Here is a 16,567-nt window from a genome sequence, read left to right as displayed (position 1 = left end):
ACTACTAAAATGACTATACAAGACATAAAAACATACATAGAGAGTATTATTTTAACAATGTCTCCTCTTGAATTTCTTTTTGATAAAAGAAGCAACTATATAAAAAACCAAGTTTATAATAAATTCAATATCAAGTCTGATGATGATTTTAAATTGTTTATAGCTAGCAACTTACCCAATCAAGACGATGAAGATTTTGAAAATGAAATATCATCAATAAACCGTTCTATTTCAAGTTTTGAAAAAAATAAAAATGTATACATAAAGAATTCCACTCTTTCTTTTAATAGTGCATTTTATCCATCTGGTATATATGGAGATATGAGAAAAGAAGAAATTCAAACAGAATTCAGGAAAAAAATAGCTCCTCTTTTAAAAAGAAAGTTCGCTTTAAAAAAACTCGTAACAGAAAAACACAACAGACTTAGTACAATAATAACACCTTTAGAATTTATTTCTGAACATGTTTTAAAACAAGAGTTTAGATTAAAGAAAGAGATGAATTATAAAACAAATCAAGAGAAATCAGAAAACATTATTTTTTCTGATATTCGATGGCACAATAAAAGTCAATCAACATCAAAAAATTGTTTACCTAAAAACTGGAATCATTATTTATTGAGTTTCTTAAATAATACTACACCTACCAAGTCTAATGAACTACCATATTTAAATAATTACGTAAAAAGAGCTAAACATCTAAACTCTAAAGATTTCTCAAAAATAATTGCCTTAAAAACGGCTTTAAAAAACAATATTCATTTAATTGACAGTAATAAAAACATTCATCTTCAAATGTCTGGAGGCATTATGGCAAGTATTAATTTTTCTAAACAAAATAAAATAGCTATTGATAATTTTGAGCTTTTTCTAAAAACAAGTAATAATGAGGATAATATTTACGTTAACAACATTTATAACACCGGAGACTATAGTACCTCAATAGTACTTGGTCACAACTATCTTATTTTAACAAACAAATACTTTATAGAAATTAATTTTTCGGCATCACCATTTTTAATTGAGTCTAATAACATTGCTAGTTTCTCAGCATTTAGTACTGCTCCTATCGAAGAAGATAGATTGGAACAAATAAGATTAGAGGAAGAAGAAATGTTTGGTGATTAAGATCAATATTATTCAAGAAAAAGATATTATTAATACTTTAGTAGTATTAAACAAACTCACATGCTATTAATAGGTGTTTTATTATTAATCGTTATTTCTATCACAGTTGGTAACACCTCTAGAAAACGGAAAAAAAGCTTTGAAAATAAATACAAGCGTAAAAAAGAGCAACGAAAATTTAAGTCTTAAACGTTATGGGTTTAGGTTGGTTAATTATTGCGCTATGCATTGGATACTTATTTGTTTATATAAATAACAGAAATAAGAAGTAAATTATAAGTTTTTCAATAATCAAAACTTTGTAACTTTACTGCTTATAAATTCATAATTAATGAAAATCTACACAAAAACAGGCGATAAAGGTACCACAGCACTTTTTGGAGGCACACGTGTACCAAAACATCATATAAGAATTGACAGCTATGGTACTGTTGATGAGTTAAACTCACATATTGGTTTAATTCGCGATCAAGACATTGATCAAAACTCAAAAGACATACTTATAAATATTCAAGACAAACTTTTTACGGTTGGTGCTATCTTAGCTACTGACCCAGAAAAAGCCATCTTAAAAAACGGGAAAGAACGTTTAAACATTCCTAAAATATCTGATGAAGACATTTCACTTCTAGAACGAGAAATGGACGCTATGAATTTAGAATTACCACCAATGACACATTTTGTACTTCCTGGAGGACATCAAACGGTGTCATTCTGTCATATAGCACGCTGTGTATGCCGCAGAGCCGAACGATTAGCTTCTGCCTTAAATGACATAGAGCCATTTCACAGCAATGCATTAACCTATTTAAACCGTTTATCTGACTATCTTTTTGTGTTGGCACGAAAATTGTCCAAAGACTTGCAAGCTGATGAAGTTAAATGGATTCCTAAAAAGAACGATTAATACTATCAGCAAAAATTAACACTGTAAAAGTACTTTAGCCTCAAAAGTTTACAGTAAAAAAACAGACGTTCATAAAATTAATGATGAAATAATTCCTTTTTTACTTGACTTTCTCAACTAAAAATTTATTTTTGCAAAAATTAAAATCTGTAAGAAATGTATTGGACATTAGAATTAGCATCTTATTTAAGTGATGCACCTTGGCCAGCAACCAAAGATGAATTAATAGATTATTCTATTAGAACCGGAGCTCCTTTAGAAGTGGTAGAAAACTTACAATCTATTGAAGATGAAGGTGACTCTTACGATTCAATTCAAGAAATTTGGCCTGATTATCCTACAGACGAAGATTATCTTTGGAACGAGGATGAATACTAAAGCAAACCATAAAAAATAGTTAAAAAGTCTCTTTTTCGAGGCTTTTTTTGTGTCTTATTTCATCTAGAAAAAACAACAAATAGTATCTTTGAGTTTTAAACGACCAAAGACGACAAAAAACATATATAAATGAGTTTTTTAAATTCAGTACTTAAAGTATTTGTAGGAGACAAATCTAAACAAGATGTGAAGGCTATTATGCCTTTAGTAACTAAAGTAAAATCATTTGAATCTGCTCTTGAAGCACTTACACATGATGAACTTCGTAATAAAACAATTGAGTTCAAATCTAAAATTGCTGATGCAAGAAAAGATAAGGAAGATCAAATTGCAAAACTTGAAGAGGAAGCAGACACTACAGAAGACATAGATAGAAAAGAAGATATCTACCAAGAAATAGATAAACTTAAAGACGATGCTTATCAAATCACTGAAGATGTTTTAAACGACATTCTTCCTGAAGCTTTTGCTGTTGTAAAAGAAACAGCTAAACGTTTTGTAAATAACACAACAGTTGAAGTTACAGCAAATGCTTTTGATAGAGAAATATCAGGCGAACATGATTATGTAACTCTTGATGGAGATAAAGCATTATGGGCTAACTCTTGGGATGCAGCTGGAAAAGCTATTACTTGGGACATGATCCACTATGATGTTCAAATTATTGGTGGTATTGCTATGCATCAAGGTAAAATTGCAGAAATGCAAACTGGTGAAGGTAAAACATTAGTTGCAACACTTCCTGTTTACTTAAATGCATTAGCTGGAAAAGGCGTACACTTAGTAACAGTTAACGACTATCTAGCAAAACGTGATAGCGCGTGGATGGCTCCAATTTTTCAATTTCACGGATTAAGTGTAGATTGTATTGATTACCACAAACCAAACTCTGCGGAGCGTAAAAAAGCGTATAATGCAGACATTACTTATGGTACTAATAACGAATTTGGTTTTGACTATTTACGTGATAACATGGCACACTCGCCAGACGATTTAGTACAACGTCCACATAATTATGCTATTGTAGATGAGATTGATTCTGTATTAGTAGATGATGCTAGAACACCATTAATTATTTCTGGTCCTATTCCTCAAGGAGATAGACATGAATTTAACGAGTTAAAGCCAAAGGTTGAAGACATTGTTAGCGTTCAACGTAAATATTTAACAGGAGTTTTAGCTGAAGCTAAAAAGCTAATTGCTGCTGGAGATGACAAAGAAGGTGGTTTCCAATTATTACGTGTATATCGTGGTATTCCAAAAAACAAAGCATTAATTAAGTTTTTAAGTGAAGAAGGTGTAAAACAATTACTTCAAAAAACTGAAAACTTTTACATGCAAGACAACAACAGAGAGATGCCTAAGGTTGATGCTGAGTTGTACTATGTAATTGATGAAAAAAATAACCAAATTGAATTATCTGATAAAGGTGTAGAATACCTTTCTGGTGCAGATAATCCAGATTTCTTTGTGATGCCAGAAATGGGAATGGAAATTTCTAAAATTGAATCACAAGGACTTTCTACAGAGGAAGAAGCAGAATTAAAAGAAGAATTATTTAGAGATTTTGGAGTAAAATCTGAACGTATACATACCTTAAACCAGTTATTAAAAGCTTACGCACTTTTTGAAAAAGACATTCAATACGTTGTTATGGACAACAAAGTAATGATTGTAGATGAGCAAACTGGTCGTATTATGGATGGTCGTCGTTATAGCGACGGTTTACACCAAGCCATTGAAGCTAAGGAAAACGTAAAAATTGAAGCTGCAACGCAAACTTTTGCTACGGTAACACTTCAAAATTACTTTAGAATGTATCGCAAGCTTTCTGGTATGACAGGTACTGCTATTACTGAAGCTGGTGAATTCTGGGAAATTTATAAACTAGATGTTGTTGAAATTCCAACTAACAGACCTATTGCACGTGATGATAGAGAGGATTTAGTTTATAAAACAAAACGTGAAAAATACAATGCAGTTATAGACGAAGTAACTAAACTATCACAAGCTGGTCGTCCTGTACTTATTGGTACAACTAGTGTAGAGATTAGTGAGTTATTAGGAAAAATGCTTTCTATTAGAAAAGTACCTCACAATGTCTTAAACGCAAAATTACATAAAAAGGAAGCAGATATTGTTGCTGAAGCTGGACAACCAGGACAGGTAACCATTGCTACCAATATGGCTGGTCGTGGTACAGATATTAAATTATCGGACGAAGTAAAAGCTGCTGGTGGACTTGCTATTGTTGGTACAGAACGTCATGACTCTCGTCGTGTAGACAGACAGTTACGTGGTCGTGCTGGTCGTCAAGGAGATCCAGGAAGTTCTCAATTCTACGTGTCATTAGAAGACAATTTAATGCGCTTATTTGGTAGTGAGCGTATTGCTAAAATGATGGATAGAATGGGACTTGAAGAAGGTGAAGTAATTCAGCATTCAATGATTTCTAAGTCTATTGAGCGTGCTCAAAAGAAAGTGGAAGAAAACCAATTTGGTGTTCGTAAGCGTTTATTAGAGTATGATGATGTAATGAATGCCCAACGTGAAGTTGTTTACAAACGTCGTTTCCACGCTTTATTTGGAGAACGTTTACGTGTAGATTTAGCGAATATGATTTTTGACACTTCAGAAATTATTGCTGAAACGAATAAAGAAGCAAACGACTTTAAGAATTTTGAATTCGAGCTAATTCGTTATTTCTCTATGAGCTCTCCTATTACTGAGAGTGAATTCGAAAAAATGAGTGCTAAAGACATAGCTCCTAAAATTTACAAAGCTGCATTTGCACACTATACAGAAAAAATGGAACGTAATGCTGATTTAGCATTTCCAGTAATTGAAAATGTATACGAAACGCAACGTGATAAATTTAAACGTATTGTAGTTCCTTTTAGTGATGGTGTAAAGACGTTACAAGTAATTACAGATCTTGAAAAAGCATACAATACTAACGGTAAACAATTAGTTACTGATTTTGAAAAGAACATCTCTTTAGCTATTATTGATGATGCTTGGAAAACGCATTTACGTAAAATGGATGAATTAAAGCAATCTGTACAGTTAGCTGTACATGAGCAAAAGGATCCATTATTAATTTATAAGTTTGAATCATTCGAGCTATTTAAAGCTATGATTGACCAAGTAAATAAAGATGTAATTTCATTCTTATTTAAAGGAGAAATTCCTCAAGAAACAGCTAACACAATTCAAGAAGCAAAAGCTAGACGTAAGGAAAAGTTAGAAACATCTAAGGAAGAAATTCCTAATATGGACGAACGTGCTGCTCAAAGTAGAGCTGCAGGAAACACACAACGTCAACAGCAAGTAATTGAAACCATTGTTAGAGATAAACCAAAAATTGGTCGTAACGATCGTGTAACAATAAAACATGTTATGAGTGGTGAAAATAAAACAGTTAAGTACAAACAAGCTGAACCACTTATTGCAAAAGGTGAATGGGTTTTAATAGAGGAATAACCTAAAATATAAAAACTGAATATTAACCTGAAGTGAAAGCTTCAGGTTTTTTTATTATCTTAGAAACACACTAACTATTAAATTTCTTCCTATGAGACATGTGCTAGCTACTATCGCAGGCTTTATTGTTGCCTCTATAACAGTATATATTTTTGAATCTTTAATTGGGCATAGTTTATTTCCTTTACCAGAAGGTATTAATCCAATGGACATAGAATCTATAAAAGAAAACATGCACCTAATTCCTGCTGGTGCTAAAATATTTGTTGTGATTGCCCATTTTATGGGACCTTTATTAGGCATGCTTGTCGCTGGAATGATTTCGAAGACAAGTATGATTCCAGCTTATATTGTAGGTGGACTAATGCTTGCTGCTACAGCATTTAATTTAATTATGTTACCAAAAGAAACTTGGTTTTTAGCAGCAGATACTGTTGGTGCTATTCTTGGTTTTTATATTGGAAAAACCATGGCATCTAAAAAAATGACACCAGCAATTTAACTTACTGCATTATAATATTACTATACTTAGCATTAACAACTATAGACTTGTTGGTGCTAGTATTACTTGGGTAATTTTTTATTGTTTTAGAATTGGTTAACTCATTATTAAATCGAGATCTATTTCCTTTAAAATAAATATTGAAATTAGTATTTGGTAGCTTTACATAAGCGTCACTATTCTCTAACACTATATTTAATCCTGAAAATGCTTCAGAAATATTATTAATTTCTAAATCACCAAAACTTCCATTAATTACAGCATTTTCATTTAGTTTGTTAATAGAGATATTTGAAGAGTTAGCATCTAACATTAAACTATTAACGTTTTGTATTTGCGCATTTTCTACATATTTTAATATAAGCTCTCCAGTATTCCAGTTTTCAATTTTTATTGGCGTATAAGCAGCATTAATGGAAGTCTCGCTTCCATCAATGCTGTTTGCTACTAGTGAAGAATGTGATAAATCTGCTTTTAAATTATGTATGACAGAGGCAAACTTTAACTCACCATGACGTACATTTACCTTTAATTTAGCATCCTTAGGCATTCTTATTTTAATTGTTTTAATAACCTTACCCTTTTTGTAATTATTTAAACGTTTTTCTAGAATTATTGCTCTCTCTTCTCTTTCTCTAACACGCTTTTCTAATTCTACTTCACGTCTTTCTAATCTTTCTTGTTGTTGTTCTAAACGCTTCGCTAATTGAGCTTCTCTAGCTTTCATTCGCTCTTCAAATTTTTCACCAAATTCTTCTCCAAACTTCTCTCCCCATTCTTCCATCTCTTTAGCCCACTTTTCATCAAATTGCTCAGCATATTTTTCACTCCAAACCTCCATTTTCTTTTCATAATCCTTACCAAACTTCTCTCCAAATTTCTCACCCCATTTTTCCATTTTTTTAGAGTATGCTTCAAAATCGGTTTTAGCAAATTCTTTCGCCCAATCTTTCATTTTTTGCTTATACTCTTTACCATATTTTTTCTCATACTCATCACTCCACTTTTCTAAGTAAGCTTCACCTTCTTTTTTATATTTTTCAAAATCAAAGTTTACATTATGTACACCTTTTGGTAATTCAGGAAGCTCAGGCATTTCTGGCATCTCAGGCATTTCTGGCATTTCTGGCATTTCTGGCATCTCAGGCATCTCAGGCATCTCAGGCATGTCTGCAAGTGCAAATTGCAACTCTTCTAAAGCTTTTATTGCTTCTCCATCTACAAATTCAAAATCGTAATTCCAGTTTGATCCAGACATGTTATTTGTAGATATAGTAATATTGCCTTTAGTACCTTCAACATTTACATTCCAATCTTTCAAAATATCTTGAAGTTCTTCTTTAGATAGAGATTCGCTTTCAATATAAGCTTCTACCTGTACTTGGTTTTTATTCCAAGTATCAATTTCAATATTAGTATAACTTGTATTTAGGTTAAGTGTAACATCCTTGTTAGCGTCTAAGGATTTTGTTTCCTTTTTCACTTTTTGTTGTGCCGTTAATACGCTTACTGACACAAAAGCTAACATTAGAGCAATTATTTTAAACTGTTTCATTGTTTTGATTGTTGTGTTATGATTGTACTTGCTCATAACTAGTTTCGTTTTTATTTAATTCGCTTAATTTTTCTTTTAAACGATACAATAAGTTTAGACGTAATTTTAAATTATCAATTAAAGCATTTACAGTACGCTCACTTGGTCCAGAATTTATTAACTCGTCTGCTAAAACATTATATTCATTATTTAGTTCATCTAAACGTAAAATATAACCATCAAAAAGCTCTTTACTTTCTGGTGTAACTTTCATTTTAGACAATTCTAAATTGATATTAGCTAAATAATAATCTTCAACCTTTTTTAATTGAGGTGACACTTCTCCTATAGATTTAGTGCTAACAATTGCATCAGTATCTGTCTCAATTTCTGTAGAACCATCAAAAGCCTTAAAACCAAAATAACCTAGTCCTATTAGCAACACCACACTTGCAGCAATATTTAAAAAGTTAAAACTGTTATATTGTTTTTGCGCAGGTAGTTCTTTTTCTAATTTTTCAAGAAATCTTGCTTCATGTCCTTTCGGCATTTTTTGATTAGACACCTTAGGTTCTTCTTTAAATAGTTTTCTAATATCTTGTGCCATCTTGCATTACTGTTAATTCGTTTTTTAATTTTGCTTTACCTCTTGATAATTGTGTACGTGACGCTACTTCTGTAATATTTAATATTTGTGCTATTTCTTGATGATCATAGCCTTCAATTAAATACAACATCACAACATACTTGTATTTATCTGGTAACCTATTAATTGCATCTTTTACTTCTTCTAAAGTAATTGCATCGTCTACTAACCATTCGTCTTCGTAAGTATTATCAATAACTTTTAGGTGCACCTCATCTAATTCGGTCATTAACTGCCTTTTAGACTTAAGCATATCAATACACTTATTAATCACGATACGTTTTAACCAAGCTCCAAAAGTAACCTCTGCTTTATATTGATGTAGTTTTTCAAACGCTTTAATAAAAGCTTCTTGTACAATATCTTCGGCCTCAAAAGAATCTTTAACAAAGCGCATAGCTACTATATACATACCATCACAATACTGATTGTAAAGCTTTAATTGTGCTTTACGATTATTACGTTTACATTGTTCGATAATGTCTATTGCAAACAAACTACTTTGGTTTTGGTTAGTATTAGCATGAAATTTTTATTTTAAAAACCTCATTTCTAATTTTGATTCATCTTAAAGACGACAGAAAAATTTACATGTTGCAAAAAGGTAAATATTTTTTTTAAAATCCTGTAACAAAGGCTAACAAATTATCGTTTCATTATATATAAATACACATCTTATAATTATCTTTACAATTAAATAAATCCATTATCTATGAACCTCTTTTTAAAAAGAATAATCGTTCTTCTTGTTATTGTAGCAGCTGGTGTCTTTGCTTACTCATATTTTAATAATGGCATATTTAGCAAGCCATTAAGTCCAAAGGATACTGTTGAATTTAAACTAAACGATTTAGAATTAGAAGTGTTTTACAACAGACCATCTAAAAGAGATAGAGATATTTTTGGTGGATTAGTAGCTTTTAATCAAGTATGGCGTACAGGAGCTAATGAAGCTACTACTTTTGAAACCAACAAACCATTAAAGGTTGGAAACGACTCTTTACCAACTGGAAAATATACATTATGGACTATCCCTGGAGAAACAAAATGGAACGTTATTTTTAACTCTAAACAATATCCTTGGGGAGTTAATGATGCTATGCAATGCATGAGAGAACCAAAATTTGATGTAGCAACTGTAGAAGTACCAGTAGAAAAAATACCAAACACTGTTGAACAATTTACAATTGCTTTTGATAATTCTACAGATAACTTATCTTTAACAATGGCTTGGGATAACACTAAAGTTGTTGTGCCATTAAAATAATTTGACAGCTATAAAAAAACATAAAAGCGCCTTAAACGAAATGGAAGGAATTTCTAATCCAGAAATTACCGATGATAATGCTATTTCAAAAATTAAATTTAAACGTAAAAAACAACCCTCTGCTAAAGATTTGGTTGCAGGTATTTTTAAAGGAAATATTACGGATTTAAGTAGAGCTATCACCTTAATTGAAAGTAAAAATCCTAAACATTTAGAAAAAGCAAATATAATTATAAAAGCTTGTTTACCTAAAGCCAATAATTCTATTAGAATAGGTATTACAGGTGTGCCTGGAGTTGGTAAAAGTACGTTTATTGAGTCTTTTGGATTACACTTAACCAGTTTAGGAAAAAAAGTGGCAGTACTTGCTGTAGACCCAAGTAGTTCTTTAACTAAAGGTAGTATTCTTGGAGATAAAACCAGAATGGAAGATTTAGTTAAAAACCCAAATGCTTTTATACGTCCATCGGCTTCTGGAGACTCTTTAGGTGGTGTAGCTAGAAAAACTCGTGAAACCATTATTTTATGTGAAGCAGCTGGATTTGACACCATTATTATAGAAACTGTTGGTGTTGGACAAAGCGAAACTGCTGTACATAGTATGGTAGATTTCTTTTTACTCTTAAAACTTGCTGGTGCTGGTGATGAGCTTCAAGGCATTAAAAGAGGTATTATTGAAATGGCAGATGCTATTGTTATTAACAAAGCTGATGGTGATAACATAAAACGTGCAAAATTAGCCAAAGTAGAATTTAATAGAGCACTTCACCTCTATCCTTTAAAAGCATCTAATTGGACTCCAAAAGTATCTATTTGTAGTGCCATTGAAAATAAAGGTGTGAATGAAGTTTGGGAAATGATACTTGAATATACTTCACTAACAAAAGGTAATTCCTTTTTTGATGAAAAACGTAATGAACAAAATAAGTTTTGGCTTATTCAAACCATTGAAGAACAACTACAACAAGACTTTTTTGGTAGAGAAGAGATTAAAAATGCCTTAAAAGAACAACTAGCACTTATTGAGTTAAATAAAACTACACCTTTTGTAGCTGCTGAATACTTATTAAGTCTAAAATAACTCATGGACTTCCAGTTAACTATTATTGTCCCTATTTATAATGAGGAAGACAACTTATTCCGCTTAGAAAAGGAACTCTTATCCTTTTCTGAAGTTGCAATCAAGAAAACGAAAATTTTATTAATAAATGATGGCTCAACAGATATAAGTCAAGCGTTAATAGAAGAAATTTGCGAAAGAAATAACATATTTAACTTTATTCAATTAAAAAAAAATTATGGCTTAAGTGCAGCTATAAAAGCTGGATTTGATAATTGTAACACAACATTTATAGGTTATATTGACGCTGACTTACAAACTGATCCAAAAGACTTTAATAAACTACTAGAATTTTGTGACAACTACGATTTAGTTACTGGTTATAGAAATAACAGAAAAGATAGTTTTATAAAAAAACTATCTTCGAAAACAGCTAACAGTGTAAGGAGAGCTTTTACAAAAGATGATATGCATGATACTGGTTGTCCTTTAAAAATCATGAAAACCAAAAGCGCACAAAACATCCCAATGTTTAAAGGATTACATCGTTTTCTTCCTGCAATGATTTTATTGCAAAACGGGAATGTTAAACAAGTTCCTATTAATCATTATCCTCGAATTGCTGGAAAATCTAAGTTTGGAGTTTGGAACAGACTTATTGGTCCATTAATAGATTGTTTTGTGTATTTATGGATGAAACGAAAGTATATTAATTACACCGTACAAAAGAAAAACTAATGCAAGACTTATTTATTTATAGCATTGGTTTTTTAGCGCAAATATTATTTTCATCCAGATTGATAATTCAATGGTTAGCATCCGAAAAACAACGTAAGGTAATTACTCCTACACTTTTTTGGTCGTTAAGCATCATTGCTTCCATATTGTTGTTTATTTATGGGTTTCTACAAAATGATTTCGCCATTATGTTTGGACAACTCATTACCTACTTTATTTATGTTCGTAATTTACAGTTACAAAATAAATGGTTAACCATTCCACTAGCTATTAGGTGGTTTGTTATTTTTATTCCAGTAACAACCGTTTTTTACTTAGCTACACATTTAAGTTACCTTAGTCAAACTTTTTTATCTAAAACAGAAATCTCCTCAAACCTTCTAGCTTTAGGCATCATTGCACAAGTAATATTTACACTGCGCTTTGTGTATCAATGGTTGTATTCAGAAAAAACCAACGTTTCTACTTTACCAAAAGGGTTTTGGTATTTAAGTTTATTTGGTGCTACCTTAATATTAATCTATGGCGTAATGAGAAATGATATTGTTTTAATTATATCTCATCTCTTTGGAATAATAATTTATATTAGAAATATAGTTCTACTCAGAAATGAATCGCTTCCTAAGTAATATTTGTATTCTATAAAATAAATAACCTGCTAAAGCTCCAAAAGTTAATCCACAAACAATATCTAAAGGGTAATGTACACCAACATAAATTCTACTATAAGCAACAATTAGACTCCAAATAATAAGGATAATTAGTAATCGTTTATAATAAGGTTTAAACAATAATCCTGCAAAAACAGCTGCTGCCATAGAGTTTGAAGAATGCCCAGAAAAGAATCCATACCTACCACATCGTACTGCTATATACCTCATCATTTCTTGAAGACCTGCCTCTTCCCTACAAGGTCTAGAACGTTCAAAACCATGTTTAAACAAGTTTGTTATTTGGTCTGTAAACGTAATCATAGCAGCAATCACTACTATTAACAACAATAATGTTTTTACACCAAACTTTTTATAAATAAGGAATAGTAATATTGCGTAAAGCGGCACAAATGTTAACTTATCAGTAACAATAAGCCAAAAATTATCCCAAGCAGGTGTACCTAGGTTATTTAAATATAAAAATAGCTCTGTATCGTATTGTAATAATTGTTCTAGCATACAGGAGGATTAATCATTATATCTAGAAACTTCTCTATCATAAAATTCTGAAGCTTCTCTAATTACAATTTCTGTTTCATTAACAAGTTCTTTTTCATCATGCTGATCGAAATCTTCTAACCATTCAATTTCATCATTTTCAAGATTTATAATAAACCTAGGAAATTCAGTATGTATAACAAAAATAGCATTTGGTAAATCTGTATTGTCACCAAGTATAAATTTAGGAAGTTCCATATATTAAATTGTATTTTCTTCTTGTATTATTAATCGTTTTGAAAGATAATTAAATCTAAGGTATAATAAAATTGCAGCGGATGTTAATCCTACTAATAGCCCAAGCCATATACCAAAACTGCCATAAGCCTCTTCTTTACCTAAAAAGTAGCTCACAGGAAACCCAATTACCCAATACGAAATAAAAGTAATTACGGTTGGAATTCTTACATCTTGTAATCCTCTTAAAGCACCTAAAATAATAACTTGAATACTATCGCTTAATTGAAAAATTGCTGATGCTAATAATAATTTTGCTGCTATTTTCACAACTTCTGCATTATCTAAAGCATTTATAGGATCGTCTAAGCTAACATAGAATTTTGGTAAATGTTGATGAAATACTAAAAAGAATAATGCGAAAACAAAAGCTAAGTTAACACCTAATAAAAAAATAGACATTGCTATTCGTCTTAATTCCTTAAAATTCTTTAATCCTTTTTGATTTCCAACTCTAATCATAGCTGCAACACTCAATCCCATAGCAACCATGAAAGTCATTGAAGATAAGTTTAACGCAATTTGATTAGCTGCTTGAGCATTCTTACCAAGTAAACCACTTAACCAAATAGCGCCAGTAAAAATAGCTACTTCAAAAAACATTTGCATTGCACTTGGAAAACCAAGATTGATAATTTTTTTTATCATCCTATTATGCAATACAAAAAACTTAATATTAGTAACGTAAGCTCTTGATTTTTCTTTTTTGGTTAATAACCACCATAAATAAAACAACATCACAAATCTAGATGCTAAAGTCCCAACTGCAGCTCCTACTATTCCCATTTCTGGAAAACCAAACTTACCAAATATTAAAACATAGTTTAAAGCAACATTTATAACATTGGCTAAAATAGTTGCATACATAGGATATTTTGTCATTGACAACCCATCACTAAACTGCTTAAACCCTTGAAATATTATTAGTGGAATTAATGAGAATGCAACTAAGTCTAGATACGGAATTGCTAATTCAACCACCTCTTCCGGTTGTTTCATTAAGTACATTAAAGGTTTAGCTAATAGTATTAATCCAAATAGCAACACACTTAATACTGTACATAAAAACAAACCATGCTTGAATGAAGATTTACCTCTGGAGAAATTATTTTCTGAATCAGCTTCAGCAATTAAAGGTGTAATGGCTGTTGAAAACCCTATACCTAATGACATAGCTATAAAAACAAAACTATTTCCTAAAGACACAGCAGCTAATTCGGCAGAGCCTAATTGCCCTACCATAATATTGTCAATTAAACTCACAAAGGTATGTCCTAACATACCCAAGATTACTGGAGCAGCTAATTTCCAATTATAACTAAATTCTTTTGTATAGTTTGCTAACACGTTGGCAAATTTAAAGTAAGTGTTTGTAATTATAAATTTTTAAGGTTATTAAATATTAGCATTAAAATTGTTAATAAAATAATTTAAAACACTAACTACTAACAAGTTAAAAACCTTATTTTTGTCCTCAGTATAAAATCATACTTTCAAGAGTATAATTTTATATGAAACTTTAGCTATTATATTTTAGAGGGATTAAAGAATACTATTAACAAAGTTTCAAAAATAAAAGGGGAACTATTTTCCCCTTCTATTTTTTATAATTGAATTAGATTATTTTAATCTACCTCTAAACATTAACCTAAAAAAAGCAGCTTTTATTAGCTGCTTTTTTTTATTCTTCTTCGTCTGCTGTTACTTCTTCTTGCTCCTCAAGTAAGTCAAGCAAATTGTTTTGTTGTAATAAGTTATACCAACGTACTACTTTTTTAATATCACTTGGATATACTCTATCCTCATCATAATCTGGTAAAACAGCAAAAAAGTATTCTTCTAAAACATCTTTACTGTCTTTATGACTAATACTTGTAGCTTCTCCATTTTCTTTTTCCTTTATCTTTTTAAACACTTCTCTTAAAGGTACTTCTTCAGAAAGTGTATAAATAGCTATTTCACTTAACAAACTCACATTGCTTCTAATATTAACTGATATACGTTTTCCATCAATTAATGATTCTGCAATAAATCCTGTTCTAGTTTGTGTAACCAGTTTAAATAATCCTGGTTTTTGAGCTATAGCTAAAATATTTTCTAAACCCATTAGTCTATTTTATGTTATTAAGCGGCAAATATCTTTTGTTTGCCCATGTTATCAAAATATTATCTCTTCTTTTTTGCATCAGGAAAACGCATTCTATAATCAATGCTTATTTTCCCTTTTGATATATTGGCTAACTTACCTTTTATTAAGCGTTTTTTAAAACTTGAAATTTTATCTGTAAACAACACACCTTCAATATGGTCGTACTCATGTTGGATTACACGTGCTAATAAACCGTCAAACTCTTCGGTATGTGTTTCAAAATTCTCATCTTGATACTTAATTTTTACCACTGGTTTTCTAAACACATCTTCTCTAACATTTGGAATACTTAAACAACCTTCATTAAAAGCCCATTCATCTCCCTCTTCTTCCAATATTTCAGCGTTAATAAATGTTCTTTTAAAATTTTGTAACTGCTCCTGCTCTTCTTTAGTTAACGATTCATCATCTGCAAAAGGTGATGTGTCAACTAAAAAAATCCTAATAGGCAATCCAATTTGTGGTGCCGCTAAACCTACACCATAAGCTCCATACATAGTTTCGTACATATTCTCTAACAGCTTATCTAAATTTGGATAATCCTTAGTAATTTCTTTTCCTTTTTTTCTTAGGACAGGATCGCCATATGCTACAATTGGTAATATCATTTACTTTAATTTTTTAAGGCTACAAAAGTACAATTCTTTATGTGTTTACATATAATAGTTAACACATTATTTGCTATATAAATAACTTTGCAAAATTATGGTTGCACTTATTTCATCAACTAAGGCTTTATTTTGTCTTTGTTTTTTCTTTAAACCACTATCTATCATAGTTTGAAAAGCCATCTTTGATGTAAAACGTTCATCAATACGTTTTATTGGTATGTTTGGAATTTGAGTTTCTAATTTGTTAATAAAAGGAGCTATTAAGGCTTCACTCTCGGATGCTTCATTGTTCATTTGCTTAGGCAGACCAATTACAAATAACTCAACAGATTCTTTTGATATATATTCCTTTAAAAAAGGAATCAACTCTTTTGTATTAACAGTTGTTAATCCTGATGCGATAATCTGTAATTCATCAGTAACAGCTAAACCTGTTCTTACTTTTCCAAAATCTATAGCTAAAATTCTTCCCATATGCTGCAAAAGTACAATTTACATACCAAAAACATAAAAAAGGCTATCTTAAAAAGACAGCCTTATTGTTAGTCGAACATCAATCCTTTTCATAACCCTTCAAACAAATCCTACTAACCAACCAAACAAATGTAAAAAGTTAAAGGTTAATGTTACATTTCAATTATTTAGACACTTGCTTTTAAAATAGGTCACATAGTCATAAAAAAACTCTCTTAGTTTAACAAGAGAGTTAAAGTTAG

18 protein-coding genes are annotated in these 16,567 nt (G+C 30.8%); 9 read left to right on the top strand and 9 right to left on the bottom strand.

Going from position 1 to position 16,567, the window contains the following annotated elements; genetic code table 11:
* The first annotated feature begins 9 nt into the window (after positions 1 to 9).
* The 5 genes from ACLII3_RS11865 to ACLII3_RS11845 all read left to right on the top strand — a co-directional run bounded on the left by ACLII3_RS11865 (position 10) and on the right by ACLII3_RS11845 (position 6,398).
* Positions 10 to 1,128, top strand: a complete 1,119-nt coding sequence (locus ACLII3_RS11865; protein ID WP_412984449.1) for a hypothetical protein — start codon at positions 10 to 12, stop codon at positions 1,126 to 1,128.
* Between the two features lie 331 nt (positions 1,129 to 1,459).
* Complete coding sequence (locus ACLII3_RS11860) at positions 1,460 to 2,035, top strand: cob(I)yrinic acid a,c-diamide adenosyltransferase (RefSeq protein WP_412984448.1); 576 nt, start codon at positions 1,460 to 1,462, stop codon at positions 2,033 to 2,035.
* A 156-nt stretch (positions 2,036 to 2,191) separates the two neighbouring features.
* Positions 2,192 to 2,413: a DUF2795 domain-containing protein gene (locus tag ACLII3_RS11855; RefSeq protein ID WP_136844726.1), complete on the top strand. Its 222-nt coding sequence runs from the start codon at positions 2,192 to 2,194 to the stop codon at positions 2,411 to 2,413.
* A gap of 129 nt (positions 2,414 to 2,542) precedes the next feature.
* On the top strand, positions 2,543 to 5,896 hold the full coding sequence (secA, locus tag ACLII3_RS11850) for a preprotein translocase subunit SecA (protein ID WP_412984447.1): 3,354 nt from the start codon (positions 2,543 to 2,545) through the stop codon (positions 5,894 to 5,896).
* Between the two features lie 91 nt (positions 5,897 to 5,987).
* Complete coding sequence (locus ACLII3_RS11845) at positions 5,988 to 6,398, top strand: hypothetical protein (RefSeq protein ID WP_412984446.1); 411 nt, start codon at positions 5,988 to 5,990, stop codon at positions 6,396 to 6,398.
* 1 nt (position 6,399) lies between these two features.
* Here ACLII3_RS11845 and ACLII3_RS11840 read toward each other — a convergent pair whose 3' ends face one another.
* The 3 genes from ACLII3_RS11840 to ACLII3_RS11830 are packed head-to-tail and all read right to left on the bottom strand — an operon-like array spanning position 6,400 to position 9,074.
* Positions 6,400 to 7,953 carry a hypothetical protein gene (locus ACLII3_RS11840; RefSeq protein WP_412984445.1) on the bottom strand — a complete coding sequence of 518 codons (1,554 nt, stop codon included), beginning with the start codon at positions 7,951 to 7,953 and terminating at the stop codon, positions 6,400 to 6,402.
* 16 nt (positions 7,954 to 7,969) lie between these two features.
* Complete coding sequence (locus tag ACLII3_RS11835; protein WP_412984444.1) at positions 7,970 to 8,539, bottom strand: hypothetical protein; 570 nt, start codon at positions 8,537 to 8,539, stop codon at positions 7,970 to 7,972.
* Positions 8,523 to 9,074 (bottom strand): RNA polymerase sigma factor, encoded by a 552-nt coding sequence (locus ACLII3_RS11830; protein WP_412984443.1) that lies wholly within the window; start codon positions 9,072 to 9,074, stop codon positions 8,523 to 8,525. The genes ACLII3_RS11835 and ACLII3_RS11830 overlap by 17 nt, the downstream gene beginning before the upstream one ends.
* Positions 9,075 to 9,290: 216 nt before the next feature.
* Here ACLII3_RS11830 and ACLII3_RS11825 point away from each other — a divergent pair, with 216 nt between their 5' ends.
* Genes ACLII3_RS11825 through ACLII3_RS11810 form a run of 4 tightly spaced genes read left to right on the top strand, consistent with a single transcriptional unit; the run spans position 9,291 to position 12,272 of the window.
* Positions 9,291 to 9,845 (top strand): DUF2911 domain-containing protein, encoded by a 555-nt coding sequence (locus ACLII3_RS11825; RefSeq protein WP_412984442.1) that lies wholly within the window; start codon positions 9,291 to 9,293, stop codon positions 9,843 to 9,845.
* Position 9,846: 1 nt separating this feature from the next.
* On the top strand, positions 9,847 to 10,926 hold the full coding sequence (meaB, locus tag ACLII3_RS11820) for a methylmalonyl Co-A mutase-associated GTPase MeaB (RefSeq protein WP_412984441.1): 1,080 nt from the start codon (positions 9,847 to 9,849) through the stop codon (positions 10,924 to 10,926).
* A gap of 3 nt (positions 10,927 to 10,929) precedes the next feature.
* Positions 10,930 to 11,643, top strand: a complete 714-nt coding sequence (locus ACLII3_RS11815; RefSeq protein ID WP_412984440.1) for a glycosyltransferase — start codon at positions 10,930 to 10,932, stop codon at positions 11,641 to 11,643.
* Positions 11,643 to 12,272 carry a lipid-A-disaccharide synthase N-terminal domain-containing protein gene (locus ACLII3_RS11810; RefSeq protein WP_412984439.1) on the top strand — a complete coding sequence of 210 codons (630 nt, stop codon included), beginning with the start codon at positions 11,643 to 11,645 and terminating at the stop codon, positions 12,270 to 12,272. Before ACLII3_RS11815 ends, ACLII3_RS11810 begins: the two co-directional genes overlap by 1 nt.
* Here ACLII3_RS11810 and ACLII3_RS11805 read toward each other — a convergent pair.
* From ACLII3_RS11805 to ruvX, 6 genes are all read right to left on the bottom strand, one after another.
* Complete coding sequence (locus ACLII3_RS11805; protein ID WP_412984438.1) at positions 12,243 to 12,815, bottom strand: phosphatase PAP2 family protein; 573 nt, start codon at positions 12,813 to 12,815, stop codon at positions 12,243 to 12,245. The two genes, ACLII3_RS11810 and ACLII3_RS11805, sit on opposite strands and share 30 nt — an antisense overlap.
* Positions 12,816 to 12,824: 9 nt before the next feature.
* Complete coding sequence (locus ACLII3_RS11800; protein ID WP_412984437.1) at positions 12,825 to 13,052, bottom strand: hypothetical protein; 228 nt, start codon at positions 13,050 to 13,052, stop codon at positions 12,825 to 12,827.
* Between the two features lie 3 nt (positions 13,053 to 13,055).
* Positions 13,056 to 14,438, bottom strand: a complete 1,383-nt coding sequence (locus tag ACLII3_RS11795; protein WP_412984436.1) for an MATE family efflux transporter — start codon at positions 14,436 to 14,438, stop codon at positions 13,056 to 13,058.
* A 334-nt stretch (positions 14,439 to 14,772) separates the two neighbouring features.
* Positions 14,773 to 15,198: a DUF5606 domain-containing protein gene (locus ACLII3_RS11790; protein ID WP_412984435.1), complete on the bottom strand. Its 426-nt coding sequence runs from the start codon at positions 15,196 to 15,198 to the stop codon at positions 14,773 to 14,775.
* Between the two features lie 59 nt (positions 15,199 to 15,257).
* A complete protein-coding gene (gene def, locus ACLII3_RS11785) occupies positions 15,258 to 15,848 on the bottom strand; it encodes a peptide deformylase (RefSeq protein WP_412984434.1) in 591 nt (196 codons plus the stop codon).
* Between the two features lie 66 nt (positions 15,849 to 15,914).
* Positions 15,915 to 16,325, bottom strand: coding sequence for a Holliday junction resolvase RuvX (ruvX, locus tag ACLII3_RS11780; protein ID WP_412984433.1), 411 nt, complete (start codon positions 16,323 to 16,325; stop codon positions 15,915 to 15,917).
* Between the last annotated feature and the right edge of the window lie 242 nt (positions 16,326 to 16,567).

Source organism: Pontimicrobium sp. IMCC45349 (assembly GCF_047219225.1).
Classification (GTDB): domain Bacteria; phylum Bacteroidota; class Bacteroidia; order Flavobacteriales; family Flavobacteriaceae; genus IMCC45349.
Note: the sequence above shows the minus strand (reverse complement) of the source record. Positions and strands in the feature narration are given on the sequence as shown.